This window comes from Enterococcus sp. AZ129, assembly GCF_051714505.1.
Classification (GTDB): Bacteria; Bacillota; Bacilli; order Lactobacillales; family Enterococcaceae; genus Enterococcus; species Enterococcus faecalis.
Window position 1 is genome coordinate 1,523,199 of the sequence record NZ_JBIORY010000001.1, and the last position, 25,198, is coordinate 1,548,396.

Genomic DNA, 25,198 nt, shown 5'->3' on the forward strand with positions numbered 1-25,198 from the left:
CTACTGCGCCTCCTCCGACCAAGCTAATGCTCCGTCAACAAATGTCATAAGTGTCTTTCCTTTGACTGTCCACCCTGTAAATGGTGTATTGACAGCCATTGATTCAAATGCTTCTGCATCAATTGGTGCAGCTGTTGCTAAGTCAAAAACTGCAATATCTGCTGGTGCACCAATTGTTAGTGTTCCTGCGTTTAATCCAAAAATTTCTGCCGGTTTCACTGCCATCCAATCAATCACTTGTTCTAATGTGAAAATGCCTGTTTCGACAAAGTTCGTATAAATCAATTGGAAGGCCGTTTCACTACCGACAATGCCAAAAGGTGCGTTTAAAAATGATTGTTGTTTTTCTTCTAAACCATGGGGCGCATGGTCGGTAGCAATACAGTCAATCGTGCCATCTAACAAGCCGTCAATCAATGCTTGTCGATCTGCTAAACCACGTAATGGCGGGTTCATTTTCCAAAACCCTTCGTCACCAGGAATATCCTCATCGACTAAAATTAAATGGTGTGGCGAAACTTCGGCTGTTACGTGAATCCCTGCTTTTTTAGCATCCCGAATAACGCGCACGCTTTCTTCTGTTGAAACATGACAAACATGATAATGAACGCCTGTTTCTTTTGCTAAAGTAATATCCCGAGCAATTTGTGAAGCTTCCGTTGCACTTAAAATCCCTGGTAGGCCTAATTTCTTAGAAACTTCGCCTTCATGCATCACACCACCAAATAATAAAGATTCATCTTCCGTGTGCGCAACAAGTGCCATATCTAATGCAGCCGCTTCTTTCATGGCTAAGTACATCGTTCCTGCCGTTTGGACACCAACACCATCATTCGTAAATGCAAAGGCGCCCGCTTCTTTTAAGGCCTTCTGATTGGTTAAAACTTCACTCCGTAGCTCTTCTGTAATGGGGGCATATTGTAAAACTTTCACGACTGCATCTTTTTGAATTAAGTCGTAAACCTCACTTAATTTTTCAGCCGTATCTGGTACTGGATTCAAATTGGGCATTGCGCAAACCGTAGTAAAACCACCGCGAGCAGCAGCTTTACTACCCGTTTTAATCGTTTCTTTATACGTAAAGCCTGGTTCTCTAAAGTGAACATGCACATCGAACAAGCCTGGCGTGATTAGTTGCCCTTTCGCATCAAACACTTGCTCAAAATCTGCTTCGTCAAACGATTCCCCGATTGCGTGAATCACACCATTTTCTAGCCAAAGTGCTGCCTCAATCAATTGATTCTCTTTTTTGATGATTTTTCCATTCTTAATTAACGTCTTCATTTCTCCACCTAGGCCTTTCCATGTAAAATTGCTTCTAAAATTGCCATGCGCATAAAGACTCCGTTACTCATTTGCGCGACGATTCTTGATTGCAGACTTTCCACTAATTCATCTGCCAGTTCAACATCCCGATTGACTGGCGCTGGATGCATAATAATTGCGTGTTTCTGTAAACGAGTTGCCCGTTCGTTGGTTAAACCATATTCCAAATGATAGCCTTCTTTTGAAAAACTTTCCTTACCATCATGACGTTCGTGTTGCACGCGCAGCAACATCATCACATCGACTTTTTCAACAATTTCATCTAATGGCACATATTGTCCATAGACATCAAACTGATGATCGTACCACTCTTCTGGACCTGAAAAATAAATTTCAGCGCCTAAACGGTTTAATAACTGCATATTTGATTTAGCAACGCGAGAATGTGTAATATCTCCCACAATCGCCACTTTCAAGCCTTCAAATCCACCAAATTCTTCATAAATAGTCATCAGATCCAATAAACATTGTGTAGGGTGTTGTCCACTCCCGTCCCCACCGTTAATAATAGAACATTGAATCGTTTTACTTTGAATCAATTCATCGTAATAATTTTCTTTACCATGACGAATGACTGCTACATCTACACCAATTGCCGACATCGTTAGTACTGTATCGTATAACGTTTCTCCTTTTTGAACAGAACTTCTACTTGCTTCAAACTCAATCACTTCTAAGCCTAATTTTTTCTCAGCTACCTCAAAACTTTTATGTGTTCGAGTACTATTTTCAAAAAACAAGTTTGTTGCAAAATATTGACGTTCTTCTGGGTGCCATTTTGCCCCCTGTTTAAATTCTCCTGCGCGACGGATTAACCCCATGACTTCACGGTCGGTTAAAGCCTCAGCAGTTAAAAGATGTTTTAAACTAATTCGTTCAGATGTAATAATCATTCGTCCAGTCCTCCTACTGTTCTTCGCTACGTGCGTTTTCCGGTAAAATTAAATTCAAAACAATTCCTAAGACGGTTGCTAATGCCATTGAAGACAATTCAAAGGTTCCTACTTTGAAGACTAAGCCACCAATGCCGATGACTAAAATTACTGAAGCAATCAATAAATTCTTTTTCTTATCAAAATTAATCTTATTATCGATTAAGATTTTCAAACCACTTGCGGCAATCACACCGAACAAGACGAAACTAATTCCTGAAATAACTGGTCCTGGGATACTTAGAATCAAGGCACTTAATTTTCCAACAAATCCTAAAGCTACAGCGAACACCGCGGCTCCACCAATCACGAAGACACTGTGTACTCTTGTAATTGCCAGCACGCCGATATTTTCACCATAACTTGTAACTGGTGGTCCACCAACAAAACCTGCTACAATTTGCGCTAAGCCATCTCCCATTAAAGTTTTAGATAAGCCTGGGTCTTGGAAAAAGTTGCGCTTGGTTAATTTATTCAAGACCATTAAATGACCAATATGTTCTGTCATTGTTACAAAAGCAATTGGTGCCATTGTTGTAATGGCATTTAAATACAATTTCGGTTCATATTGAACAAAAGGTACTTCAAAATTCGGTAAAGCAAACCAAGCAGCTTCTTTAATAGGGGTTAAGTCAATAATTCCGAAAGCTAAAGCGACTAGATACCCACTAACAATTCCCAAAAGAATTGGAATTAATCCTAAGAAGCCTTTGAAAAACATGTTGTAAAAAATGGTTAAGCCTAAAGTAATTAAGGCTACGGCAATATATTTAAAATCATAAACGTTGTTGTTATACATTGCGTTATTTGCGGCGTTAGCAGCCAAGCCTAAACCGATAACCATCACGACAGGTCCTACAACGATAGGCGGTAAAATTTTATCCAACCAGTCGGAACCAATTTTTTTAATGATTAATGAAACGATTAGGTATACCAAGCCGGTTGTCATAGCACCTTGGGCAATGGCTGGATAACCATCACTCTTCATTAACATCTGCATCGCTGCAATAAAAGCAAAGCTACTGCCAAGATAAGCGGGGATTTTTCCTTTTGTAGTAATCAGATAGACCATTGTTCCTAATCCTGAACTGACTAACGCAATCCCTGGGTCAATTCCCACTAAGATTGGTACTAAAACCGTTGCGCCAAACATCGTAAATAAATGTTGTAAACTTAGGCCAACCCAGTGAAAAGCTTGCGGTCTGTCTTTAATATCTAAGACTGCATCCTCATTTCGAAATTCTTTTTCTGACAACGTTGTTCACTCCTTTTTATTCGTTTCCTTTACTGATCATAATACGATCTGCGCCGTCACGCTCTTCCATTTCCACAATAATTTCCTCAGTTTTTGATGTTGGAATATTTTTTCCTACATAATCGGCACGAATCGGTAGTTCCCGATGCCCACGATCTACTAAGACTGCTAAAGAGATTTTTCTCGGACGACCTAAATCCATAACAGCATCCATCGCAGCACGAATGGTCCGGCCCGTGTACAAGACATCATCCACTAAAATAACTTCTTTACCTTCAATTGAGACTGGTACGTCAGAAGAATGTAATTCAGGTTCCTCCATATCTTTCACATCATCACGATACAAAGTAATATCTAATTCACCAACTGGCACGTCAATATCTTCTAATTGTTTTAAGCGTTCGGCTAGACGTTGTGCAATGTATATCCCACGCGTTTTAATTCCTACTAAAACAATGTCTTGAATTCCTTTGTTTCTTTCAATAATTTCATACGAGATTCGAGTAAGCGCTCGTTTCATTGTGACTGCGTCAACAACTTCTTTCTTTGGCATAATAATTTCCTCCTCATTTCTTTTTTATCTACGTCCTCGCTGTCTTGGGGTCAGCGATTCTTCCTTCAATTGAGCAGCTGAAAAATAAGTGGATTTTTATTGAAATTGTCCTGTTATTTTTTCCAACAAAAAATCCTCCTACCCGTATGAGGATAGGAGGATGTTGGTTACAGTTTAAAAAGGTACAAGGGTACCATGTAGCCCACACAACTTACTAACTAAGCGCACCTAGTGTTCTTTTGCATGATTCCTTCTTAGCCTCACGGGACTAAACTTAAAGGTTACAGTTATTTAGTTATTTTTCTTCTTAAAAAAGAGTTTACCTCTTCTTCAGAAAAAAATCAATGATTATTTCTTAATTGGTGTAAAGTTTTTTCAAAAACTTCTGGTAAAGGTGCTTCAAAGACTAATTGTTCACCTGTAGTAGGATGTGTAAAGCCTAATAACTTCGCATGTAAAAATTGTCCATTGCCAGGCAATGTTTTTTTCGGTCCATATAATGGATCTCCAGCTAATGGATAACCGATATATTTCATGTGAACACGGATTTGATGTGTCCGGCCTGTTTCTAGTTGTAATTCAACTAAGGTAAATGCATCAAAACGCTCTAAAACAGTAAAATGCGTGACTGCTTCTTTACCGCCTTCAATGACCGCTTGCATTTTGCGGTCAACCTTGGAACGACCAATAGGCGCATTTATTTCTCCCTTATCGTGAGGAATAACACCGTGGACCAAGGCAACGTATTTACGTAACGATGTTTTTTCTTTTAGCTGTTTCGCTAATGATTCATGGGCTTGATCATTTTTAGCCACCATCAATAGCCCCGAAGTATCTTTATCAATTCGATGAACAATTCCCGGTCGCACCACATCATTAATCGCCGATAAGTGATCCGCATGATGAAGTAACGCGTTCACTAATGTACCCTTGGGATGCCCTGCCGAAGGATGAACGACCATGCCTTGAGGTTTGTTGACGACAATCACATCATTGTCTTCATAAACAATGGTCAAAGGAATATCCTCTGCTACCATATCTAGCACTTCTGGTTCAGGAATTGTTACAACAATTTCATCGCCTGCTGTAACTTTGTAATTTGCGCGGACCGTTTCACCGTTAACTGTTACGTGTTTTTCTTTTAACCATTGTTGAATTTGCGAGCGGGAATGATTGGGTAAATGTTCACTTAATACTTTGTCAATCCGGCCTTTTTCTGTTTGAATCGTTACGTTAATTTGTTCCATTTTTGCCTTCCTTTGCTGCTTTTTCATCTAAAATCAAATAAATAAATATACAAATAACGCCGACCACTAACGTACTATCTGCAACATTAAAAATAGGAAAATTCATAAAATCCGTTTGGAGCATGTCCACCACGTAGCCTAACCGTACACGATCAATAAAATTCCCAATGGCACCTGCTAAGACAAAAGATAAACCTACAGAATACCAGATACTTTTTTTATAATTCTTAATTAATAAATAAATAATCACGACACTAACAATTACTGTGATGACATAAAAGAATATCATCTTTCCTTCTAATAAGCTCCAAGCAGCTCCGGTATTTCTTAAATGGGTCAGCGACAAAAATCCAGGAATGAATTCTTTTGTTTCACCCAAAGAAATGTTTTGGACCGTCAAATATTTGCTCCATTGGTCAAGCCCTACTAATAAGGCACTGATTAAAAAATATACTACTAACAATCGCGTCATTCCTTTTCTCTATGAATACTTGCTAAATCTCTTGGTCGAACAATGCCTACTAACTCACCGTTAGGATGGCCACTTTTACTAATAAGCACAGCTTCTAAGCGTGGCTGCTCCCGAAACATTTGTTCAACTTCAAAAACGGTTGCTTCAATTGAAACAAATTGATAGTTGCTGCGTTTATAATTTGATGCCAACAATTCTCGCACCGTTCGGTTGGCAATGTGAACTTCGCCTTTGGTGCTCTCAATGGCAAACCATACACCAATCCCTCGAACCGTGATTAATCCTTTAAATACACCTTTTTCATAAATCGGAAATTGAGAATATTGTTTTTTTGCAATAATCGTTAATAACGTTTCTAAAGAAGTGGTGATTTCAAAAGCTGTAACACGTTTCGCAAATTTAGGCACTACTTTTTCTGGTTTTGTTAAAGCTTGTTCAATCGTTTCAATTCGTTGAACTGCCCATTCGTTTGGCTCTGCAATTACAAAATCATCAGCAATTCGCTCATGAACGATGGCATTTCTTAACTGAGCCATTTGAAGCAAATCCTCTTCAAATTGAGCAATCTGTCCTTTTTCTTTTCGGGAAAGACGTCTTGTCATTTCACTGAATCCCATATTGACAGGATTATTCAGTCTCTCTCTCATCCACTTTTCAATGCGATTAAAGTGTGCTAAAAATGTATCTGCTCGTTCCCCCATAGTCGTTGCTCCTTATAATAAACTACGCAATAAATTTCCGTCATTATTTTTTATTGAGCTACTTTCAAGTATATACTAAAAATAGGTCTCAGGAAAGAGCGGCTTTAAAAGAGACCGCTCGCTTGACCCGTTTCGTCCACATCCATATTTAACGCAGCAGGAACTTTCGGCAAGCCAGGCATCGTTAAAATGTCACCCGTTAACGCCACGATAAACCCTGCACCGATTTTTGGAACTAGCTCACGAATCGTAATCGTAAATCCTTCTGGCCGTCCTAATTTTTGAGGATCGTCAGAAAGTGAATACTGTGTCTTCGCCATGCAGATTGGTAATTGATCCCAACCATTTTTTGTAAAGTCTGCAATTTGCTTTTGTGCTTTCGGAGAAAAAATCGCCTGTTCCCCGCCGTAAATCGTTTGTACAATGGCTTGAATTTTTTCTTCAATTGTTTGGCGAGGATTATATAAAGGTTGAAACTGTTTTGTATTGGCTTCAATCTCTGCTACTACTGTTTTCGCTAGATTCGTGCCACCTGCGCCACCTTGCGCCCAAACACTTGTTAACTCGACGGGCACGCCTAACGCTTGGCAGGCTTCTTTCAACAGTTGAATTTCCTTCTCTGTATCCTGTGTAAACTCATTAATTGCAACAACTACTGGTACATCATAACGTTGCATGTTTTGAATATGTTTTTCTAAGTTGGCAAAGCCTTTTTGTAACGCTGGTAAATTTTCTTCTGCTAACTGATCTTTCGCCAAACCGCCATGCATTTTCAACGCGCGAATCGTTGCCACAATCACAACGGCATCGGGTGCTTTTCCTAAAGAAGGTACTTTAATATCTAAAAATTTTTCGCCACCTAAGTCGCCACCAAAACCTGCTTCTGTTACGACATAATCCCCTAGATGCAAAGCTGTTTTTGTCGCTAAAATACTGTTACATCCATGAGCGATATTGGCAAAAGGACCACCGTGAACAAAAGCTGGAGTTCCTTCAATCGTTTGAACTAAATTAGGTTTTAAGGCGTCTTTTAATAATAAAGTCAGCGCACCTGCCACGTTTAAATCTTTAACCGTCACCGGCTCTCTTTGGTCATTATAGGCGACAATAATCCGACTTAAGCGTTCTTTTAAGTCCGTTAAATTTTGCGCTAAACAAAGAATCGCCATAATTTCGCTTGCCACAGTAATATCGAAACCGTCTTCTCTTGGTACACCTTGGAAAGGACCGCCTAAACCAACAACGACCTGTCTGAGCGCACGATCATTTAGATCCACTGCCCGTTTCCAAATCACCCGTCGAGAATCAATCTTTAATTCATTTCCTTGCTGTAAATGATTATCTAGTAACGCAGCTAAGGCATTATTGGCTGTCGTAATCGCATGCATATCACCAGTAAAATGCAAATTGATTTCTTCCATTGGTAATACTTGTGCGTAACCACCACCTGTTGCGCCACCTTTAATCCCCATCACAGGACCTAATGATGGTTCTCTTAGGGCAATAACTGTTTTTTTATTGATTTGATTTAATGCATCTCCTAAACCAATGGTCACGGTTGATTTTCCTTCTCCTGCTGGTGTTGGATTAATCGATGTAACGAGGATTAATTTACCTTCTGGCTTCGCTTCTAAGGATTGAAGCGTTGGGAAATCTATTTTCGCTTTGTATTTTCCATAAAGTTCGAGCGAATCTTCTGAAAGACCGATTGTTTCGGCAATCTCTTGAATAGGTTTTAATGTTGCTGCTTGTGCAATGTTAATATCTGTCTTCATAACGGACCCCTTTTCAATTCTTTATCGTCTTTGTGACACATTGTTTCTTTTAAATTATAGCTTGTATTGAATAGAATGGCTAGAATAACCTTTTTTAAACAACCCAACCATTGACGTTTGGTAGCCTTTTCTCGTATAATGAAAGTGTCTTTACAAATCTAAAAGGAGCGTGAATTGGATGCAAAAAGGAATTGTCAAATGGTTCGATAACAGAAAAGGTTATGGTTTTATCGTTTACAACGAAGAAGATGAGATTTTTGTCCACTTCACTGCTATAGAAGGTGACGGATTCAAATCACTTGATGAGAATCAATCTGTAGAATTCGAGATAATGGAAGGCAATCGTGGGCTACAAGCAGCACATGTCAAAAAAATAGATAACTAAAAAAGCTGAACCAACAGCGCTTAGCTCCAAAAAGTAAGTAAACGTAGCGTTTGTTTCAGCTGATTATTTTAAGATTTTGAGAGTGGGTCACCAGTCGTTTCGACTTATGACTCACTCTTGTTTTTTTCTTCTTTTTTATGAAGGCCCAAAGAATGATCTTCTGCTACCTTCAATTCAGGCTTTTTTATCTTAAGTGCCTCAAGAAATAACGGAATCGTTTTCTTTTTCATTAAAAAGACTTTTGAGCCTTCCTTAAATTCTGAGGAAAAAATTTCGATGCTTTTTTCATTGTAGGTTACTTTTTCTATCTGAGAAAGCGGAAGTGCTTTTTTGCGAAACCATAAAACATCTCTGACAATTAAAGATGTTTCTGTCAGGTTAAAAGACCGCGCAATTCCTAGATAAGCAAACACAAAAAATGGAACCATCACCAGATTACTAATCAAGTAAGGACCATTATTTTCCAATGCTAAAATTAAACTAATAAATAATATACAAAATGTGCAAGACCAGTAAATAATTGTTGATGCTAATTCTGGCTGCCAATAGAATTTCTGTTTTTTCATAAAGTGCCCTCACTACTTCTGGATCAACGCCGCTAAATTTAAATATGTTATAATAGTAACATACTTTTTTTAAGAACAAAAAGAAATTAGGAGTAATTTTATGTTAAGAATTTATGTAGATGCTGCAACAAAAGGCAATCCAGGTGAATCTGGCGGCGGTATCGTTTACCTCACCGACCAATCGCGGCAACAATTGCATGTGCCTCTAGGCATTGTTAGTAATCACGAAGCCGAATTTAAAGTGCTGATTGAAGCTTTAAAACAAGCGATTGCCAATGAAGACAATCAACAAACCGTTCTTCTCCACTCAGATAGTAAAATTGTTGTCCAAACAATTGAAAAAAACTATGCTAAAAATGAAAAGTACCAGCCTTATTTAGCAGAATATCAACAACTAGAAAAGAATTTTCCTTTGCTCTTAATCAAATGGCTACCTGAAAGTCAAAACAAAGCGGCCGATATGCTCGCACGGCAAGCATTACAAAAATTTTATCCCAATAAAAAGTAGCACTGTTTACTTAATGCTTTTCCTTTATTAATTTGATAATTAAACACGTGGAGCAAAAATCCCTAGTGATTTTTGCTCCACGTTTAAAAACAGATAAACGGTTCTGTCTCGACTTCTTCTTATAGCCACTTATTCTTTTGTCGTTATTTCCGCAAATTGTCCATTGGTTAGCGAAAGGATTGCTTCAGGCGCTAATTCAATTTGCATGCCACGTTTGCCTGCAGAAACAATAATTGCAGAATATTGTTGAGCTTCTTCAGCCAAATAGGTGGGAAATTGTTTTTTCATCCCAATTGGTGAACAGCCCCCACGAATATAGCCTGTGGTTGCTTCTAAATCTTTTAAGTGAAGCATTTCTACCTTTTTGTTACCACTAGCTTTCGCTAATTTTTTCAAATCTAATTCTTGATTACCAGGAATGACAGCCACGACTGGACCTGTTTTATTACCTACTGTAACCAAGGTTTTAAAAATTCGTCCTTTGTCAATACCTAAACTTTCAGCGACACTTTCTGCACTTAAATGATCTTCGCTCCAAGCGAATTCATATTCTTTATATGGTACTTTATGTTGTTCTACCATGCGCATCGCATTCGTTTTTTGTTGTGTTTTTTTCTTTGCCACTTTTTTCACCTTCTGAATCACTTGTTTTGTTCGAATGTCTTTAAATAATTTCTTAATACTTGTACGGATAGTTGGCCCGGTGCGGACGCTTGCTGGGCTGAGCCAAAAGTTAGTGCCGACCCGAACAGTTGACCTGTTACGCGACTAATCATCCCTAACTGTCCCATTGACATAGTAACGATTGGGACGGATGCATAATGAGTGTACATTTCATTGGTTGCTGAAAGTAACGTAAGTACATCTGTCGCATCTTGTGGCATCACAGCTATTTTACAAATATCCGCCTGACGCATTTGCATTTGGCGTAACCGCGCGACAATCTCCTCTTGCGACGGTGTTTTCTGAAAGTCGTGATTACAGAGAACAATTTTAATCCCCATCTTTTTAGCTTCGTAAATTAACGTATCTGCCGCCAGCGGATTCGCAAATAATTCAATATCTAATAAATCCAACGCACCCTTTTTCACTAATTCATGATACAAAGCAAAATAATTTTCCTCAGAAAAAGCCATTTCGCCGCCTTCTTTTTGTGTACGAAAAGTTAACAATAACGGTTTTTGCCCCAACCGTTCCATTACTTGTTGTGAAAGATTACATACATCGGAAAAATCAGCGACATTTTCATAATAGTCTAAACGCCATTCTACCAAATCACAATCTAGTGTTTGGCTCGCCGTTGCTTCGGCCAAAATATCCTCGGCTGTTGGAGCAACAATGGGCACCACAATTTTGGGATTCCCTTCACCTATTCGCACATTTTTGACTATAACTGGCTTCACAGTTCCACCTAACTTCCTCGTTTGTTTTTCTCTCTTCATATCATACCATTTCTATTCTTTTTTGCAATTTAAAGAGCTACAAAGACACCTAGAATTAGGAATTTCCTAACACTAAATGCCTTTGTTTAGGTTATTTAACTCTTTCTATTGTTACGTTAAACTTCCGTACTTTGTAACTGATACATATCCGCATAAAGGCCACCTTCTGCCAGTAACGTTTCGTGCGTTCCTCGTTCTACAATCTGCCCTTTGTCTAAAACTAAAATCAAGTTTGCGTCACGAATCGTCGAAAGGCGATGCGCAATCGCAATTGTCGTTCTCCCTTGACGCATTTTGGCTAATCCTTCTTGAATCAATCCTTCTGTTTCTGTATCAATATTAGCGGTTGCTTCATCTAAAACTAAAATTTTGGGATCAGTCACAATCGTTCGTGCAAACGAAATTAATTGACGTTGTCCGCTAGAATAACTAGCTCCTCGTTCAATGACTTTCGCATGATAGGTATTGGGTAACGTGTGGATAAATTTATCCGCCTGAACAAATTCCGCAGCCTGTTTAATTTGTTCATCTGTGATGTTTGGATTCAGTAAACGGATATTTCCAGCAATATCTCCATAAAACATGAAAGCGTCCTGTAATACTAAGCCCATCTTTTCCCGTAATTCTGTCATGGGAAAATCACGAATATCACGATCATCAATTAAAATCTGCCCTTCATAAAATTCATAGAAACGCATGAGTACATTAATAATTGAACTTTTACCACTTCCAGTATGACCGACTAAAGCGACGGTTTCCCCGGGATTTGCAACAAAGCTAATATTTTTCAATACTTCGTTTTTGCCGTCATAAGAAAAAGTAACATTGCGAAATTCAATTTTCCCGCGAATAATTTCCCCACTCGCACCTACTGATTGTTGCGGCGTTAATTCTTCCGTATCCATAATTTTTAAAATACGGCTACCTGCGACAATCCCATCTGTAAAGATACTTAGGAAGTCCATCATTTGCGTCATCGGATTAAAAAAAGCTTGGACATACGTTACAAAAGCATAAATCATCCCCGCTTCTACAGGAGAATGTAAAGCATCGATGCCAAACATAGTTAAGGCCAATGCAATCGCCAACGTATACAACAAATTAATGATGGGACTTAATAATAACGAATTCATACGAATCATTGCTACTCGTGTTTTTAAATAATCATCATTGGTTTCCTCAAATTCTTTTTCCAAACGCTTTTCTTGGCGAAATTGTTGAATGATTTGCATCCCAGAGATGTATTCATTTAGTTTGGTGTTTAATTGACTTAATTTTTCCCGCATACTGCGATATAATTTTGAACTAAATTTTTGGTAATACCAAATCACAACTAATAAAATCGGCAAGAAAATTAGACAATAAAATGAGATTTCTGGACTGAGTTGAAACATTGCAAAAAATGACGAGATTACGGCAAAAATTCCTGTAATCACCATTAGGAATACATACCAGAATTCAAACAATGTTTCTGTGTCATTTGTAACACGAGACACCGTCGAACCCGCTGGTGTTTGATCAAAATAACGCATACCTAAAGTGTGTAATTTTTCAAATAATTTCACTCGTATATATTGATACGTTTTTAAAGAAGCCATCGAATACAAATACCATTGGAAAAACCAAACAATACTTTTGACAATGACACCAAAGAAATAAATAGCAGCAAAAGTTAGAATCACTTGCATTGTAGCAGTTTTAGGCGTTAAATAATTATCCATAAAAACTTGAATGACTCTAGGCAAAAGAATATTGATAATTGATAAGCCAAATGCAAAGAGAATAGCTGTGTAAAACATGCGTCGAAACGGTTTGGCAAAACAAAACAAACGCTGAACAATCGTTAATTGTTCTTTCATCGGTAATTCTCTGGACCATTCGGATTGATACTTTTCTTCCATTAACTCTCACTCCCTTCAATTTTCGCTTCTAATTGCTGTTTTTCCCACATCCGCTGATACCAACCCTTCTGAGCCAGTAACTCCTGATGCGTCCCCCGTTCAATAATTTTCCCTTCATCCAACACTAAGATTTCTTTGGCATGCATGACACTACTTAAACGATGCGCTGTAATGATAGTGGTTTTTTCTTGGCGCGTTTCTTTTAGATTTGATAAAATCGCCTCTTCAGTCTTCGCATCGACTGCAGATAAGGCATCGTCTAAAATTAACAATTCTGGTTCAACAATCAAGGCCCGTGCAATAGAAATCCGTTGTTTTTGTCCTCCAGAAAGCGAAACGCCACGTTCCCCAACCATTGTGTCATAGCCTTCAGGGAATGCTTTAATTTCTTGGTTAATAAATGCTAATGCTGCCGCTTGTTCAACTGCTGCTTGTTCCAAGTCTGGTTTAGCAAAACGAATGTTATCTCGTACCGTCATGGAAAAGAGAAAGTGGTCCTGTGGCACGTACCCCATTGCACCCATCAATGCATCTAATGTGTAATTTTTAATGTTATGTTTTCCAAAGGAAATCGTTCCTTGGTATTGGTCATATTCACGCATCAACAACTTCAAAATAGTGGTTTTACCAGCGCCTGTTTTACCAACAATCCCCAAAGTTTCTCCTTCTTGCAACGAAAATTGGATATTTTCCAACGCCACTGCCTCTTCTTTTGGATAAGAAAAAGAATCAATCTTCATTGAAATTGTTCCTTGCGCCATTGTTTTGATGGCATCTTTTCGTTCGATAATATGCGTTTTTTCATGTAATAATTCGTTCACACGATCGTAACTAGCATTCCCACGTTCTAACACATTAAATAAGCGCCCAATTGCAAACATTGGCCAAACTAGCATCCCAATATAGGCAATGAAAGAGACCAACTGACCTAAACTAATCGTTCCTTCCATGATGAAACGACCACCAATAATAATTGTCAAAACATAAGAAACACCAATAATCAGCGTAATAAACGGATCAAACAGTGCATCTAAAAAGTTCGTTCGTTTATTTTTGACGATAGCATCATCAATTTTCTCTGTAAAATCAGCAAGATCTTCTTTTTCTTGCCCAAATGTTTTAATGACTTTAATTCCAGTGATACTTTCTTGTGTTTTATCATTAATCGCTGAAAAAGCAGCTTGTGAATCTCGAAAGGCATCATGCAACTTAGAACCTAGAACTCGTGAGGTGACCGCTAATAAAGGCAGCGGTAATAAAGCAATTAATGTTAAGCGCCAATCGACAAATAGAACCATTGCGATAATCGTTGTTCCTCCCGTAATCACAGAGTCAGCAAATGTTAAAATCCCAGCTCCAGCCACATTTTGGATGGCATTTAAATCATTGGTTGCATGCGCCATCAAGTCACCTGTCCGATATTTCTGATAAAAGATGCTATCCATTTTTGTGAAATGATGAAATAATAGAGTCCGTAGCTCTTTTTCCAAACGAGCCGCACTCCCCCAAATATGCATCCGCCAAATATAGCGAAAAAGATATTGGGCAAGCCCAGCACCAATCAAGAGTGCAACCCACACGATAATTTTCGTTAAGCGAATTTCTTTGTTAACGATTTCATCTACAACGACGCCAATAACTTTGGGCGGGACTAATTGAACAAGAGCGACCATCATTAATGAGAAAACCCCAATAATATAACTTTTTTTCTCTTGCTTAAAAAACCAGCCTAATTTTTTGAATATGGACATTCAGTTGTCCCTCCTTTTACTTTGTTGTTCTACGAAGACTACTTTCGAGCTAGAAGGTTTCTTCGTTATTGTTGTTTTTGATTAAACGTTTCGCTCTTTTCCTCCTAGATTATCCTATTCTCCCGCAAAACAACAAAAAAACGGACTGAAAATCAGCCCGTTTTTACACTTATTCATGATTACCTGAATAACCTTTACTATTTTCCTTGGTTTTTCATTTGTTGCATCATTTGTCTAACCTTTTTCTCTGACGGTTTTTGACCCATTGATGCCATCATCATGCGTAACATATCCTCATTAACGGGAGGATTTTTTTTGAAATAATCTTGCATATATTTGCGTGCAAGGAAAAAGCCCCCTGCAGCGCCTACTAATAAAGCGATTACTGCGATTAATACTACCCAACCTGTTGCCATTGAAACTCTCTCCTCTCCGTATAGTTTTGCTCTCAATGAATTATTTTACTAGAAATAGCAAAAAAAGAAAAGTTCTTTTTGCGGGATTTCTCTTAAATAATGAAAAAAGTCTGATTTTTTTGCAAAATAGTGATTAAAAGTCAAAAATATACGCTCTTAAATGTCAATAGGACCTTTAAGAGCGATTGTTGCTTTAGTTTTGTCCTTGAATTTTTTCTAATAATTCTGGATCAAATGTTTGATTTTTTAACATCGCAATTTCAAAGCCGTAAGGGGCCTTTTTATTTTTTTTGTCTTCTCCGACATAAGGTGTTTCTAAAATTTTTGGTAAAGCAGTTAATTTTTCATGGTGAACCACACCGTTTAAAGCTTCAAAACCAATAGTGCCAAAACCAATATTGGCATGACGATCTTTATGTGAGCCCATAGGATTTTTAGAATCATTCACATGAATAACTTTTAAACGATCCAATCCGATAATTTTATCAAATTCAACTAATACGCCATCAAAATCATCTTTTACATTATACCCTGCATCATTAATGTGGCAAGTATCCAGAGTGACAGAAAGTTTATCATTTAGCGTAACTCCGTCAATAATCGCAGCTAGTTCATCAAACGTACGGCCGATTTCGGTTCCTTTACCAGCCATTGTTTCTAAAGCGATTTGAGGGATTTGCTCTTTCCACAAGACTTCGTTTAGACCTTTAACAATTTGTTTGATGCCGGCTTCTGGACCTGCGCCAACATGCGCACCTGGGTGTAACGTGATTTGCGTTGCTCCCAACGCTTGTGCTCGCTCAATTTCTTGACGCAAAAAGTCTACGGCAAAACCGAAATTTTCCGTTTTAATTGTATTACCTAAATTAATAATATACGGGGCATGAACGACGATATTACTTAAATTGTGTTCCTTCATAAAAGCTTGCCCAGCTTCAATATTCATTTCTTCAATCGGTTTCCGGCGCGTGTTTTGTGGCGCACCTGTATAAATCATAAAGGTTGTTGAGCCATAACTAGCCGCTTCCTCGGCAGAGCCTAATAGCATTTTCTTGCCACTCATACTAACGTGTGATCCTAATAACATGTGGTTCCTCCTAATAATTCTTCTTTTTCTTTTGGTAGTGTTGATACTGTTGCAGCCATTCTTCAAGCGTGATTTTTGTTACTAATTCGCCAATTAGTTCATAGGGTATTCGCTTAGGATTAGTGAAGCGAAGACAACTTTTCCCCATGTTTAGCTTTGTTGACACTTGTTCCTGATAGGCTTCTTGAAACCAACTTCGGACGGCTTCATTTCCCATTAATCCCATGTGATATAAAGCTACTTGCCTTTTAGTAGCGCCTAAGCTGATAAATGGTAACGGTTCATCACCACGGTTGAGATAGCCTTCTGGAAATACTGAAAGCGGCACAACAAAGGTTGGCATGCCATATTGCATCGTTAATTCAAATCCTGCTGGCAAATTTTGCGAAACGACGTCTAATACTTGCTGATAAGCAATTCGCCATTTTGGTTCAACTGTTTCGATGTATGCTGTAACTGTTTCAATTGACTGCGCCATTATTTCTTCCTTTGCTGATAAAGCGCTTTGGTTTTATAGCCTTCTTTTAAAATGGCTAACATTTCAGTTTGCCGCTTTTTCCGTGTCTCCGCTCGCTTTGCACTAAATACATACCGCGCCCACTCTTTTTGATAACCAGGCGTTAATGCAGCGAATGTCGCTGCAGCAGCTGGTTCTGTTTGTACCAACGCTTCAATTTCTGGTAAATATTGAACATAATCCCCAACAGCAGAACTGGTCTGATTCTTCGCTGGCTTTTTAAGAACATTCTTCATGCCGACAACCGTAAAAGTCTCATCTAAACTAACCATGCGATTAAATTTTAAGGTTGAGCCTTTAATATACCCATCTGTCTCGTTTACTTGTAATGTTGGAAAAATTTCATCTCGGTGGACAAAGGTTGGATACATTTTATTGCCTTTTTTCGGATAAGCCACATATAACAACCCATTTTCTACTAAATGTTGACCTTCAATCACCATTGAAACAATCTCTTGAAATTCCGCCATCGTTTTCACAAATGCAAAAATCAGCTCAACTGGTTCTGAGGGTAATTGCTGCGCGGCTGAAGCAAATTCAGATAGATACTCTGCCTGTGGTCTATTTAAAATAACTGGGTGCTGATACTTCGTTAAGTTTAACTTTTCGACAATTGATTTCATAACCTACTCCTTATAGCGACTGCACTTTTTATTCTAGCATAGCACAAGTTATCTGTAATTGAATATGCCCAATAGTAAAAAAGAGTTTTTTGTAACATTTGTCCTTTTGATTTTCAGCTTTTTATTTCAATACTATCTTGACAAAGGACTTTTCTTACAGTCCTCCTTATTGTTGATACAACAATACCCACCCATTACTTTTCTAATATAGTCTATAACAAATTTGAATTTTTATTGTAGACTTTTGTGAACATTGATATACTATCTTTAACGTCTATATGCTTTAACCAATACTTTTCCTTAATGAATCACCATAGAGAGGAATAATAGTCTAACTTTATTAGTGATTAACACTTTGGACATTTACAAAAAGCTTGAAGCAATAAATATATTAGCAATAATAATTTTACTGGAAAGGTGGTGAAATAGAGTGGGAATGTTTACAAAAGGACAAAAAAGTGCTGCAGAATCTATTTATCAAAAAGAAATAAAAAAATTTTTAAAACCTAAAGATGGTTTAACTCATCTAGTTATGGTAAATAGTTTTAGTAAATGGATTAATCAAAATTTTGGCTGTGAGGACAAATACACTACGCAAATTGATGAAATAATATCTTCTATGCAGTTAGATGGTTATGAAATTGTTGATATAAAAATTGATTCACTACAAAATCAAGGTCTGTCAGGATCTATGGAAGGTTTCCATACAGTAATATTATACAAGTAAGGATTGGCTATCTGTAGTGAGACTTAAAAATTAGACAGAATACCGACCAGAGAAACTTGGTCGGTATTTTTATATAATAAACCGTTCGAGATAATGTTGGTGACTATTGATTCTAGTACTATAAGCAAAACTTTATAAAAAGACTTGCTTACATTAAGGTAAACAAGTCTTCCTAAAGCAAAATATTAAGCTAGTATTAACTGTTAACTATTATTTTTAATTTATAAACCGTATAAGATTGAAGTTCACAGTGTTTTAGTATTTTAACAAGAAATATATTTCTTTATTCTTAAGCATTCCGTTCCATTCTAAACCTTTATTTATCAGCATTTTAAAACTAAGTCTATTCTTTCTTGTGTGGTTTTTATTCTAATTTTGGTATTCAAATGGTATTCAATTTCATACCTAGACGAATAAAAATAATCTTACTATAATATAGTTAACTACTAGCAAGGAGTTGATTTCTATGAAACCAAATTATGTAGGAACAATTCATAAAATTAAGGTATTAACTACTTATCCAGAAATGTTAGTTCGCTTTTCTTTGCAAACTCAAAAAGAGACTATCAATTGCATTATTTCTAAAAAAGAATTGGCGGATAAATTACTCATGTTACCTGATGGCTCAGAGCTTGCTGTTTATGGTAGGTATAATCAAAAAAGGCAACTAGTTGTGGTGAAAATGTGTGTGCGGAAAAATACACCACAAAAATTTAATTAGCTAATTTTTTTGTAAAATGGCTAAACGGAGGATAAAAAAATGGCAATGAATGATTTAGCAAACCACATAATTGCTCGTGCTCAAAATACAAAATTAGGAATTACTAATTTACAACTTCAAAAAGTACTTTACTTCACGTTAATCGATGGATTAAAACAAGAAATTATAGATGAATCGTGGTTAAGCAAACAATATGATTCCAATTTTTTTGTTTGGCGATATGGTCCTGTAGTTAAAAATATTTACGAAAAATACAGCGTTTATGGTGGAGCGAAAATTTTTGAGCCTAAAGAAGAAATAGCTGAATTTTCCAAACTAAACACTGTTATTGATTTTCAGTTAAAGCAAAAAGTATCTGAGCTAACAAACAAAAGTTTGCAACATAAACATTGGAGAAAGAATAAAGACTGTATAATATATGGGCGTAGTAATATCCCTTATCAGTTAGAAAATTTAATTAACGAAACAAAAAAGGCTTACCTCTCAAACGAGAAGTAAGCCTTTTGTTACTTTCTAACTACCATTCTAAAAGTATTTTTGTTTTATACAGTACAACAAAGCTAGAAAAACAAAAATAATTTAAAAGAATTAATAACTGAACCGAAAAGTCCAATCAATCAAATCAGTAAAGGTAAAAATCACTCAGTTAATCTAACCTTTTTATATCTTTTGATTCCATTCGACAATATAAAATAATCAATTTAGATAATAGTAGGTAGTATCCTGCATTTTTTAAAGAATACTTCTTATGAATTTTATTATCTTGATATAATTTTTCAAAAATTTCTCTTTTTATAGAAAACATATGATTCAAATCCACTACATAATCGTGTAAATCAACATACGGTAAATATAATAAAGAGTTTTTTTTATTTTTACGTATTGCATTATCATTATTTATCTTTCCCATTAATTCAATTGGAATAAATGGAGCAAAATTTAAATAATCTCTTCTTGAAGCATCACATGAATTACTAAGCAAGATTGCTTTTACTGGTTTTATACCTGGCAATTCACCAATATCTTCTATTACAAATAAAGGAATATTATCAAATATATCACCCTGAGCTAATTCTTCAATTTTGTCAGAAGTTACATATTTTCCATCTTCTTCAAAATTGAATTGTTCCAAAACCTTCTTATCTAGTTCTCCATAAGAAAAAGAAGGTAACATTTTTTCCAAAAAATCAAAATAATGTTCTTTATCCATAATATAAATCGTGCAAACTCTTATTTTTGTAATTATTACCATAATAAGCATTTGCTGCTTCACTATATATTTTTTCTTCCTCTTCAGTAAAATCTTCTGAATTAGGTAAAATATTAGTCAGGTTAATTTTTCTTTGATAACTAATTCCTTTATAATCATTTTTTGAAATTATTTTGTCTTTATCATAAATGACATGCTGAGATAACAGATTTTGTCCATTATCAATTGAACATGTTGACGGCGTTAACAATGCAACTGTAAAAACAAATGTTGAAACATTAGGAACGGATAAAAATTTAAATTCCATCATTATTGCTCCTTTCACTAATAAAAAAAATAGTGTCTGCTAACACCTTGTCATCTTCAATGACTTTCACAGTATGCTTTCCGTAATTTGAAAACTCAAAATCATTCAATTTCAACCCTAGAATGCCACAATTTTCAAGATCTGGTCTAGGTACATTTACATAGTGAGAATCAAAAATCAAGCATTTTTCACTGTCTTCTATAGTTACTCTCAACTGATTTTGTGAATCATCTCCCCATTCAGCAACACCAAATGCAATTTCAAAAGAAAAACTGTGTGATAAGCTAGGCAATTGCACATCTCCTAGTGGGTTGGTAAGGATCAACTCCCCGTTTTCAAATTCTGTTTTTCTTACACAGATTAAATTAAAAACTTTCAAATTTTCTCCTCCTAATATGTTCACTATTAGTTTGCATAAATTATCTTTTATTTAAAAATTTTAATAGGATATTTTCACTTCGAACATAACATTTTATGTAAAAAGATGCCGTCTAATTTTAGAAAAGCGGCAAGAGGATAAAATGAAATACAATTCCCTTATAATTTTAGACAAAAAAGAGTGCAAAACATGGATACCGTCCCATGCAGACCAACGCTAGGTTAACCCACCTGCTGAGGATCGTGGTGCACTCCATTCCCACTTTGATTGAAATTGATCCAATCTATAAAAAGAGAGTCTGTAGAAAAAGCTCTCTCGTATATAATATAACACCCCATTGAATTGTATGCAATAAAAACATAGCACACAAATAATTAAAAAAACAACACAAAATAGGTAAAAACAGAACAAAATGTGTCAAAATACGAACATATAGTTCAACAAAAGCAGATTGAAAATTATATTAAATTTAATTAAATAACAAAAAATGCACCTATCTTAGGACTTGGAAAAAGATAGGTGCACCCTTCTTATACTCTCATAAAAGAAGGTCAATGTATGAATTATTAAAAAGTAACTATATTTTAGACCTATTTCTTCTAAATTTCAAGCTATTTATAGCAAAAAATAATAGAGTTGCTGTTGAAGCAACTCTATCACCGATTAGAATATAAAGAACGCTCTTTTTTATGAAAAAAAGCTATTTTGAAAGGTACAAACTTATTTTATATAAATTTATTTTATCTTTCAATAAAGAAATGCGCTTTATTACAAATGTGAATAAAGCGCATCGAGAAACCAAATGACCTCATGAGAGATCATAGTTAGTTTAAATTATTTTTTGAAAAAATTCAACAACTCTAAACAAAAAAACTCCCACTGAAAGACTATACAGTGAGAGTTTTTTCGAGTGATAAAACTTTGTTAGAAACAAAATTTTTAGGATGAAAAATCTAAAATTATTTTATCGAATATGTACTTAAAATTCAATGTTTATTCTATATATTATGTAATAGCTATCATTATTAAAACAAATGATTTACATAATGGAAAAGAACAGCTACCCTAGCTGTTCTTTTCAAAAACAAATTTGTTAGAAGTGATGTACTTTCCACTAAAACCCTAATCAAATTTTACATAATTTCATTCTAATTTTCAAGCTATTTTACAACTGGACAAACAGTCTCTAAACGTTTGTACCATGGTGCGTTTTTAGGCCATTTATCTTTACCAAAAAACGGTATTTCTTTTCCGTTGTTCTCTCTGTATATTGTTTTTATCACTTCTGCTTCATCTGGATGATACAATCGGCGGCAGTTCACTCCATTACAGAAGAAGGTAGCCCAGTGGTCACCGTTATCTTCTAATTTTCCTGTTTTACTATTAATTGGTCGTTGATATAAACAAAACATCGTTGCTTCTCTCCCTTTTATTGTATTTTGCGGTTTTTGCGTTGATTGATTAACTACTGCTTGTTGTGGGGCTTCATAATTTGGTCGAATAACGCCCCAAACACCGTCCATTGTGTGTTTTACTGGTTGAGCGGAACTTCCTACTTGCAAACTAGCATTGACCCAGTTTTGATCTACACTCACAAATGTACCATCTGGCCGTCCGTTTTCTACTGCAATTGCAGTGTGCCCATATTGCGCATAAGCACCTAAGCCCCAAATCATCACATCGCCTGCTTGAATGTCTGTTGCTTGGTACACTCGCAACCGTTGAAATCCAGCTGGAATCGCTTGGGTCGTTAACGCAATTGCATCTCCTATTGGCCACCAATGAAAAAATTTATTCATCACGTGAACCGTTAAGTCCATGCACTGCGAACCATATACGCCGTCCATGTCTACTCGTTTACCGATTAAACTATTTACATAGTTTACGACATCGCTTTTTTTAACCATTTGTTTGACCTCCTTCTCCTCCTGATTTTTTGATACCATAAATGGTTTGTTTCCATAATTGGTCACCGTAAACCGTAATTCCTACTGCAACTAACGCAATACAGAAGTTATAAGGTGTATAACCTCCAAACAATAATGGCGTTACTAAACAGCTAAAACACGTTAACGTTAGCGGAATACACCAATTAGGAAACTTTGGGATTTCTTTAAACACTTTTCCTACCACGAATATGCCAAACATGGCTAATAACATTTCTGTAGAAAAATTTTGCATAAGATCACCTCCTAAAAAAGAAGCACGAAATTATTTTCGTACTTCTCGCTCAATTTCATTTACTTTGTCATCAATCCGTTTTACATCTGAACGTGTATTGATTAATTCATTTTTTATTTCACTTAACGTAGCTAAAAACTCTCGTCGGTCATGCTTAGCACTTTCTCGCTCCTCTTTTAATTCGGTTCGATAATAGCCATTTAAGCGCCAAGCTGAAAAAAGGATTACTCCGACTAAAATCACCGTTAACGGTAAAAAAATAAGCCCGTCAATCGTGACTAGCTTTTCAAAAATCTGATCGATTCCTTTCACACTTTCTCACCTGCTTTCTATTCAGTGAGAATTTCTTTCGCTTCTTTTTCGGTTAAACAACCTTGTTGGACAAAGCTCTCAATATCGGACTTGGTGTAAATGCCCATTTCATAGAAAAATTGAATATCTTCTTTAGTTGGATACATTTGACACACCTCCTTCTGTAATTACGACATCTTCTTTTGGAAAGACAACGTCTTGAATACGTTCAATTATTCCTTTTAATTTAGTTACTTCTTTCATTGTATTCGCTGCAATTTGATTCGAGCGTACATATAAGTCATAAGGAACACCACGCACCCAAATCCATTGGTTTGTTTCCCAATCAAAACCTGCAATCATCACGTCTGGCCCTTTTGGTGGTACAACCTCTGTGTAAGGTCGTGAAGTTATTGAATCTTTTGGTGCTAACCAGATTTCATACGTTTGCCCAATGACTTTGTACACCACTTTCATATTTTCGTTCATAAAATTTCCTCCTAATTATTAAATACTTTATCCCACAACTGCTGAATTTGCGTTTGCATCTGGCTAATTGTAGGGTCTCGTTTGTAATAAAGAATGTCGGATAGATAAATGCGATAGGTATAATTTAGTGCTAAATAGTCATATTGAATTCCTGAATTATTATCAGGTGCACTATAAATACCAATATTAATTTTCCCGTTTGGATCAACTACTTTATTTGTTCCATCAAATAAAACTTCTTGATTTAGCATAGTAAACTTCTTTTCTTCATGAGAACAATAATCTACCCATTCCGAACGTACCACATCAAACCATGCTCCTGTTATTTTGTATTCTTTAGGCCCATATTCACCTTTAGAAATTGTGGCATAGTGATCACCGTAACAAAGCAATTCGGGTTGGATAGAAGCTATCCCTTTCCCGACAAATTCTGCTTGTTGAGACAGCGTATCTAGTCCGAATATCGAAAAGAAATCCTCTCCTAGCCAACGTTTAATATCCTCAACCACATCCCATTGACTACAAGCCATGGTTTGAAAGGTAGTAAGATTATTCATTCCATTTCCTGTTGAAGCACCATAAGATTTTCCTCCTATCGCTTTTGCTCCTTCATATTCATATGCTTCACGTTGGCTTTTTAACGGTGAAAGCATACCATCTCCTCGACTAGGTGACCAACTTTCTAGCCACAGATAGTGAGGATTTTCTTTCATACTGCCTTTAATTTTTCCGACATAGTCCACTTTTCTACAAAACTCAAAATAGCCTCGTGATAACGCAACTAAAAACTCTTTCATCGTAATTAATTCATTTTCAGCGATTAATTGTAATAACTGATTCGTTTTTACATGATTGTCCTCAACCTTTTCTCCGACAATTTCAATTTGTTCCGTTAATTGAGAAACGCTTGCTTCTAATTCTGGTCGTATGGTTGAAATTTCTTGTTTTACTTTTTCAGCTAATTCAAAGACTTCTTTTTTTACTTGTTCAAAATTTTTAATGTAAACTTCGCTGATTTCTTCTATATCGCTATCAATTTTCGAACGTACAACAGTAAAAGTAAACGACAATTCATCGCTATGCGAACCATCTTCAAAGTCTAAATACAAGTATCCTTTGATTTCTCCTTCATAGTTTAAAAGCTTATCTGGTAAAGGATAAAGGATTCTTCCCTCTTCTGGATTCTCTATAATTGGTTGACTGTCTAGGTAAGTGAATTTTCGTTCTTCGCCATCTTGAACTCCTGTAAATAAAAGTTTTACCGTAACATTGGTTAAATCCAACGCTTCATTTTTTTGATTTTTTAAACGAAAATCGAAAGCAGCTGAACCTTTATCATAGCTATAAAAAACATACTTTTTTTCTAATTCATGTTTTCCATCAACAGAAGTACAAAAATTTATTTTTCCAATCTTTTTTGTCACTTGTAAACCTTC

31 protein-coding genes are annotated in these 25,198 nt (G+C 36.3%); 5 read left to right on the forward strand and 26 right to left on the reverse strand.

What is annotated here, in order from left to right:
- The 8 genes from IGJ90_RS07540 to IGJ90_RS07575 all read right to left on the reverse strand — a co-directional run bounded on the left by IGJ90_RS07540 (position 1) and on the right by IGJ90_RS07575 (position 8,261).
- The gene (locus IGJ90_RS07540) at positions 1 to 1,284 is read right to left on the reverse strand and encodes a dihydroorotase (RefSeq protein WP_438767892.1); all 1,284 of its coding nucleotides are present in this window, start codon (positions 1,282 to 1,284) and stop codon (positions 1 to 3) included.
- 8 nt (positions 1,285 to 1,292) lie between these two features.
- Positions 1,293 to 2,219: an aspartate carbamoyltransferase catalytic subunit gene (locus tag IGJ90_RS07545; protein ID WP_002357411.1), complete on the reverse strand. Its 927-nt coding sequence runs from the start codon at positions 2,217 to 2,219 to the stop codon at positions 1,293 to 1,295.
- A gap of 13 nt (positions 2,220 to 2,232) precedes the next feature.
- Positions 2,233 to 3,513 (reverse strand): solute carrier family 23 protein, encoded by a 1,281-nt coding sequence (locus IGJ90_RS07550; RefSeq protein ID WP_002357410.1) that lies wholly within the window; start codon positions 3,511 to 3,513, stop codon positions 2,233 to 2,235.
- A gap of 16 nt (positions 3,514 to 3,529) precedes the next feature.
- Positions 3,530 to 4,069 carry a bifunctional pyr operon transcriptional regulator/uracil phosphoribosyltransferase PyrR gene (pyrR, locus tag IGJ90_RS07555; RefSeq protein WP_301280621.1) on the reverse strand — a complete coding sequence of 180 codons (540 nt, stop codon included), beginning with the start codon at positions 4,067 to 4,069 and terminating at the stop codon, positions 3,530 to 3,532.
- 338 nt (positions 4,070 to 4,407) lie between these two features.
- Complete coding sequence (locus IGJ90_RS07560; RefSeq protein WP_002357408.1) at positions 4,408 to 5,313, reverse strand: RluA family pseudouridine synthase; 906 nt, start codon at positions 5,311 to 5,313, stop codon at positions 4,408 to 4,410.
- On the reverse strand, positions 5,300 to 5,776 hold the full coding sequence (gene lspA / locus IGJ90_RS07565; protein ID WP_002360174.1) for a signal peptidase II: 477 nt from the start codon (positions 5,774 to 5,776) through the stop codon (positions 5,300 to 5,302). Before lspA ends, IGJ90_RS07560 begins: the two co-directional genes overlap by 14 nt.
- 5 nt (positions 5,777 to 5,781) lie before the next feature.
- On the reverse strand, positions 5,782 to 6,486 hold the full coding sequence (locus IGJ90_RS07570; protein WP_002360173.1) for a CBS domain-containing protein: 705 nt from the start codon (positions 6,484 to 6,486) through the stop codon (positions 5,782 to 5,784).
- Between the two features lie 104 nt (positions 6,487 to 6,590).
- On the reverse strand, positions 6,591 to 8,261 hold the full coding sequence (locus IGJ90_RS07575) for a formate--tetrahydrofolate ligase (RefSeq protein WP_002371060.1): 1,671 nt from the start codon (positions 8,259 to 8,261) through the stop codon (positions 6,591 to 6,593).
- Between the two features lie 178 nt (positions 8,262 to 8,439).
- Between IGJ90_RS07575 and IGJ90_RS07580 the strand changes: the two genes are divergently transcribed.
- Positions 8,440 to 8,646, forward strand: coding sequence for a cold-shock protein (locus IGJ90_RS07580; protein WP_002357404.1), 207 nt, complete (start codon positions 8,440 to 8,442; stop codon positions 8,644 to 8,646).
- 104 nt (positions 8,647 to 8,750) lie between these two features.
- Here IGJ90_RS07580 and IGJ90_RS07585 read toward each other — a convergent pair whose 3' ends face one another.
- Positions 8,751 to 9,212, reverse strand: coding sequence for an EbsA family protein (locus IGJ90_RS07585; protein ID WP_010712512.1), 462 nt, complete (start codon positions 9,210 to 9,212; stop codon positions 8,751 to 8,753).
- A 100-nt stretch (positions 9,213 to 9,312) separates the two neighbouring features.
- On the opposite strand from IGJ90_RS07585, the gene IGJ90_RS07590 reads away from it, so the two are divergent.
- Complete coding sequence (locus tag IGJ90_RS07590; RefSeq protein ID WP_002357402.1) at positions 9,313 to 9,720, forward strand: ribonuclease HI family protein; 408 nt, start codon at positions 9,313 to 9,315, stop codon at positions 9,718 to 9,720.
- Positions 9,721 to 9,849: 129 nt separating this feature from the next.
- Here IGJ90_RS07590 and ybaK read toward each other — a convergent pair whose 3' ends face one another.
- From ybaK to IGJ90_RS07630, 8 genes are all read right to left on the reverse strand, one after another.
- Positions 9,850 to 10,365 carry a Cys-tRNA(Pro) deacylase gene (gene ybaK, locus IGJ90_RS07595; RefSeq protein ID WP_002397353.1) on the reverse strand — a complete coding sequence of 172 codons (516 nt, stop codon included), beginning with the start codon at positions 10,363 to 10,365 and terminating at the stop codon, positions 9,850 to 9,852.
- Positions 10,362 to 11,123, reverse strand: a complete 762-nt coding sequence (aroD, locus tag IGJ90_RS07600) for a type I 3-dehydroquinate dehydratase (protein WP_002365737.1) — start codon at positions 11,121 to 11,123, stop codon at positions 10,362 to 10,364. Before aroD ends, ybaK begins: the two co-directional genes overlap by 4 nt.
- A 155-nt stretch (positions 11,124 to 11,278) precedes the next feature.
- Positions 11,279 to 13,063, reverse strand: coding sequence for an ABC transporter ATP-binding protein (locus IGJ90_RS07605; protein ID WP_438767895.1), 1,785 nt, complete (start codon positions 13,061 to 13,063; stop codon positions 11,279 to 11,281).
- Complete coding sequence (locus IGJ90_RS07610) at positions 13,063 to 14,814, reverse strand: ABC transporter ATP-binding protein (RefSeq protein WP_174121048.1); 1,752 nt, start codon at positions 14,812 to 14,814, stop codon at positions 13,063 to 13,065. The genes IGJ90_RS07605 and IGJ90_RS07610 overlap by 1 nt, the downstream gene beginning before the upstream one ends.
- 197 nt (positions 14,815 to 15,011) lie before the next feature.
- Entirely contained in the window at positions 15,012 to 15,230 is a 219-nt protein-coding gene (locus tag IGJ90_RS07615) for a YneF family protein (RefSeq protein ID WP_002357397.1), read from the reverse strand.
- Between the two features lie 193 nt (positions 15,231 to 15,423).
- The gene (locus IGJ90_RS07620) at positions 15,424 to 16,317 is read right to left on the reverse strand and encodes a deoxyribonuclease IV (protein ID WP_002357396.1); all 894 of its coding nucleotides are present in this window, start codon (positions 16,315 to 16,317) and stop codon (positions 15,424 to 15,426) included.
- Between the two features lie 10 nt (positions 16,318 to 16,327).
- A complete protein-coding gene (locus IGJ90_RS07625; RefSeq protein WP_002378382.1) occupies positions 16,328 to 16,795 on the reverse strand; it encodes a DUF1801 domain-containing protein in 468 nt (155 codons plus the stop codon).
- Positions 16,795 to 17,457, reverse strand: a complete 663-nt coding sequence (locus IGJ90_RS07630; RefSeq protein ID WP_002366780.1) for a YdeI/OmpD-associated family protein — start codon at positions 17,455 to 17,457, stop codon at positions 16,795 to 16,797. Before IGJ90_RS07630 ends, IGJ90_RS07625 begins: the two co-directional genes overlap by 1 nt.
- A gap of 436 nt (positions 17,458 to 17,893) precedes the next feature.
- Between IGJ90_RS07630 and IGJ90_RS07635 the strand changes: the two genes are divergently transcribed.
- The 3 genes from IGJ90_RS07635 to IGJ90_RS07645 all read left to right on the forward strand — a co-directional run bounded on the left by IGJ90_RS07635 (position 17,894) and on the right by IGJ90_RS07645 (position 19,403).
- Positions 17,894 to 18,184: a hypothetical protein gene (locus tag IGJ90_RS07635; protein WP_002393362.1), complete on the forward strand. Its 291-nt coding sequence runs from the start codon at positions 17,894 to 17,896 to the stop codon at positions 18,182 to 18,184.
- Between the two features lie 466 nt (positions 18,185 to 18,650).
- On the forward strand, positions 18,651 to 18,905 hold the full coding sequence (locus IGJ90_RS07640) for a hypothetical protein (RefSeq protein WP_438767898.1): 255 nt from the start codon (positions 18,651 to 18,653) through the stop codon (positions 18,903 to 18,905).
- A gap of 39 nt (positions 18,906 to 18,944) precedes the next feature.
- Entirely contained in the window at positions 18,945 to 19,403 is a 459-nt protein-coding gene (locus IGJ90_RS07645; RefSeq protein WP_438767900.1) for a hypothetical protein, read from the forward strand.
- 148 nt (positions 19,404 to 19,551) lie between these two features.
- Here IGJ90_RS07645 and IGJ90_RS07650 read toward each other — a convergent pair whose 3' ends face one another.
- From IGJ90_RS07650 to IGJ90_RS07690, 9 genes are all read right to left on the reverse strand, one after another.
- On the reverse strand, positions 19,552 to 20,115 hold the full coding sequence (locus tag IGJ90_RS07650; protein WP_101731939.1) for a hypothetical protein: 564 nt from the start codon (positions 20,113 to 20,115) through the stop codon (positions 19,552 to 19,554).
- Complete coding sequence (locus tag IGJ90_RS07655; RefSeq protein WP_101731940.1) at positions 20,108 to 20,422, reverse strand: hypothetical protein; 315 nt, start codon at positions 20,420 to 20,422, stop codon at positions 20,108 to 20,110. Before IGJ90_RS07655 ends, IGJ90_RS07650 begins: the two co-directional genes overlap by 8 nt.
- Positions 20,412 to 20,801: a hypothetical protein gene (locus IGJ90_RS07660; RefSeq protein WP_101731941.1), complete on the reverse strand. Its 390-nt coding sequence runs from the start codon at positions 20,799 to 20,801 to the stop codon at positions 20,412 to 20,414. The genes IGJ90_RS07655 and IGJ90_RS07660 overlap by 11 nt, the downstream gene beginning before the upstream one ends.
- Positions 20,802 to 21,961: 1,160 nt before the next feature.
- Positions 21,962 to 22,708: a CHAP domain-containing protein gene (locus tag IGJ90_RS07665; RefSeq protein WP_438767903.1), complete on the reverse strand. Its 747-nt coding sequence runs from the start codon at positions 22,706 to 22,708 to the stop codon at positions 21,962 to 21,964.
- The gene (locus tag IGJ90_RS07670; protein ID WP_438767905.1) at positions 22,701 to 22,982 is read right to left on the reverse strand and encodes a phage holin family protein; all 282 of its coding nucleotides are present in this window, start codon (positions 22,980 to 22,982) and stop codon (positions 22,701 to 22,703) included. Before IGJ90_RS07670 ends, IGJ90_RS07665 begins: the two co-directional genes overlap by 8 nt.
- Before the next feature lie 30 nt (positions 22,983 to 23,012).
- Positions 23,013 to 23,294, reverse strand: a complete 282-nt coding sequence (locus tag IGJ90_RS07675) for a hypothetical protein (protein ID WP_368562290.1) — start codon at positions 23,292 to 23,294, stop codon at positions 23,013 to 23,015.
- Positions 23,295 to 23,311: 17 nt separating this feature from the next.
- Positions 23,312 to 23,440, reverse strand: coding sequence for an XkdX family protein (locus tag IGJ90_RS07680; protein ID WP_174115364.1), 129 nt, complete (start codon positions 23,438 to 23,440; stop codon positions 23,312 to 23,314).
- Positions 23,427 to 23,762, reverse strand: a complete 336-nt coding sequence (locus IGJ90_RS07685; RefSeq protein WP_438767908.1) for a hypothetical protein — start codon at positions 23,760 to 23,762, stop codon at positions 23,427 to 23,429. Before IGJ90_RS07685 ends, IGJ90_RS07680 begins: the two co-directional genes overlap by 14 nt.
- A gap of 11 nt (positions 23,763 to 23,773) precedes the next feature.
- On the reverse strand, positions 23,774 to 25,186 hold the full coding sequence (locus IGJ90_RS07690) for a BppU family phage baseplate upper protein (protein ID WP_438767910.1): 1,413 nt from the start codon (positions 25,184 to 25,186) through the stop codon (positions 23,774 to 23,776).
- Positions 25,187 to 25,198 lie beyond the last annotated feature (12 nt).

Excerpts from the sequence above, each read along its gene's own strand:
- IGJ90_RS07645 (WP_438767900.1), top strand. The coding sequence starts at position 18,945 with ATGGCAATGAATGATTTAGCAAACCACATAATTGCTCGTGCTCAAAAT.
- IGJ90_RS07575 (WP_002371060.1), bottom strand. The coding sequence starts at position 8,261 with ATGAAGACAGATATTAACATTGCACAAGCAGCAACATTAAAACCTATT.
- IGJ90_RS07670 (WP_438767905.1), bottom strand. The coding sequence starts at position 22,982 with ATGCAAAATTTTTCTACAGAAATGTTATTAGCCATGTTTGGCATATTC.
- IGJ90_RS07620 (WP_002357396.1), bottom strand. The coding sequence starts at position 16,317 with ATGTTATTAGGATCACACGTTAGTATGAGTGGCAAGAAAATGCTATTA.
- IGJ90_RS07635 (WP_002393362.1), top strand. The coding sequence starts at position 17,894 with ATGTTTACAAAAGGACAAAAAAGTGCTGCAGAATCTATTTATCAAAAA.
- IGJ90_RS07630 (WP_002366780.1), bottom strand. The coding sequence starts at position 17,457 with ATGAAATCAATTGTCGAAAAGTTAAACTTAACGAAGTATCAGCACCCA.
- IGJ90_RS07640 (WP_438767898.1), top strand. The coding sequence starts at position 18,651 with ATGAAACCAAATTATGTAGGAACAATTCATAAAATTAAGGTATTAACT.
- IGJ90_RS07650 (WP_101731939.1), bottom strand. The coding sequence starts at position 20,115 with ATGGATAAAGAACATTATTTTGATTTTTTGGAAAAAATGTTACCTTCT.
- IGJ90_RS07580 (WP_002357404.1), top strand. The coding sequence starts at position 8,440 with ATGCAAAAAGGAATTGTCAAATGGTTCGATAACAGAAAAGGTTATGGT.
- IGJ90_RS07610 (WP_174121048.1), bottom strand. The coding sequence starts at position 14,814 with ATGTCCATATTCAAAAAATTAGGCTGGTTTTTTAAGCAAGAGAAAAAA.
- IGJ90_RS07615 (WP_002357397.1), bottom strand. The coding sequence starts at position 15,230 with ATGGCAACAGGTTGGGTAGTATTAATCGCAGTAATCGCTTTATTAGTA.
- IGJ90_RS07605 (WP_438767895.1), bottom strand. The coding sequence starts at position 13,063 with ATGGAAGAAAAGTATCAATCCGAATGGTCCAGAGAATTACCGATGAAA.
- IGJ90_RS07570 (WP_002360173.1), bottom strand. The coding sequence starts at position 6,486 with ATGGGGGAACGAGCAGATACATTTTTAGCACACTTTAATCGCATTGAA.
- IGJ90_RS07685 (WP_438767908.1), bottom strand. The coding sequence starts at position 23,762 with ATGAACGAAAATATGAAAGTGGTGTACAAAGTCATTGGGCAAACGTAT.
- IGJ90_RS07590 (WP_002357402.1), top strand. The coding sequence starts at position 9,313 with ATGTTAAGAATTTATGTAGATGCTGCAACAAAAGGCAATCCAGGTGAA.
- IGJ90_RS07545 (WP_002357411.1), bottom strand. The coding sequence starts at position 2,219 with ATGATTATTACATCTGAACGAATTAGTTTAAAACATCTTTTAACTGCT.
- IGJ90_RS07655 (WP_101731940.1), bottom strand. The coding sequence starts at position 20,422 with ATGGAATTTAAATTTTTATCCGTTCCTAATGTTTCAACATTTGTTTTT.
- IGJ90_RS07625 (WP_002378382.1), bottom strand. The coding sequence starts at position 16,795 with ATGGCGCAGTCAATTGAAACAGTTACAGCATACATCGAAACAGTTGAA.
- IGJ90_RS07585 (WP_010712512.1), bottom strand. The coding sequence starts at position 9,212 with ATGAAAAAACAGAAATTCTATTGGCAGCCAGAATTAGCATCAACAATT.
- IGJ90_RS07540 (WP_438767892.1), bottom strand. The coding sequence starts at position 1,284 with ATGAAGACGTTAATTAAGAATGGAAAAATCATCAAAAAAGAGAATCAA.
- IGJ90_RS07680 (WP_174115364.1), bottom strand. The coding sequence starts at position 23,440 with ATGTATCCAACTAAAGAAGATATTCAATTTTTCTATGAAATGGGCATT.
- IGJ90_RS07665 (WP_438767903.1), bottom strand. The coding sequence starts at position 22,708 with ATGGTTAAAAAAAGCGATGTCGTAAACTATGTAAATAGTTTAATCGGT.
- IGJ90_RS07560 (WP_002357408.1), bottom strand. The coding sequence starts at position 5,313 with ATGGAACAAATTAACGTAACGATTCAAACAGAAAAAGGCCGGATTGAC.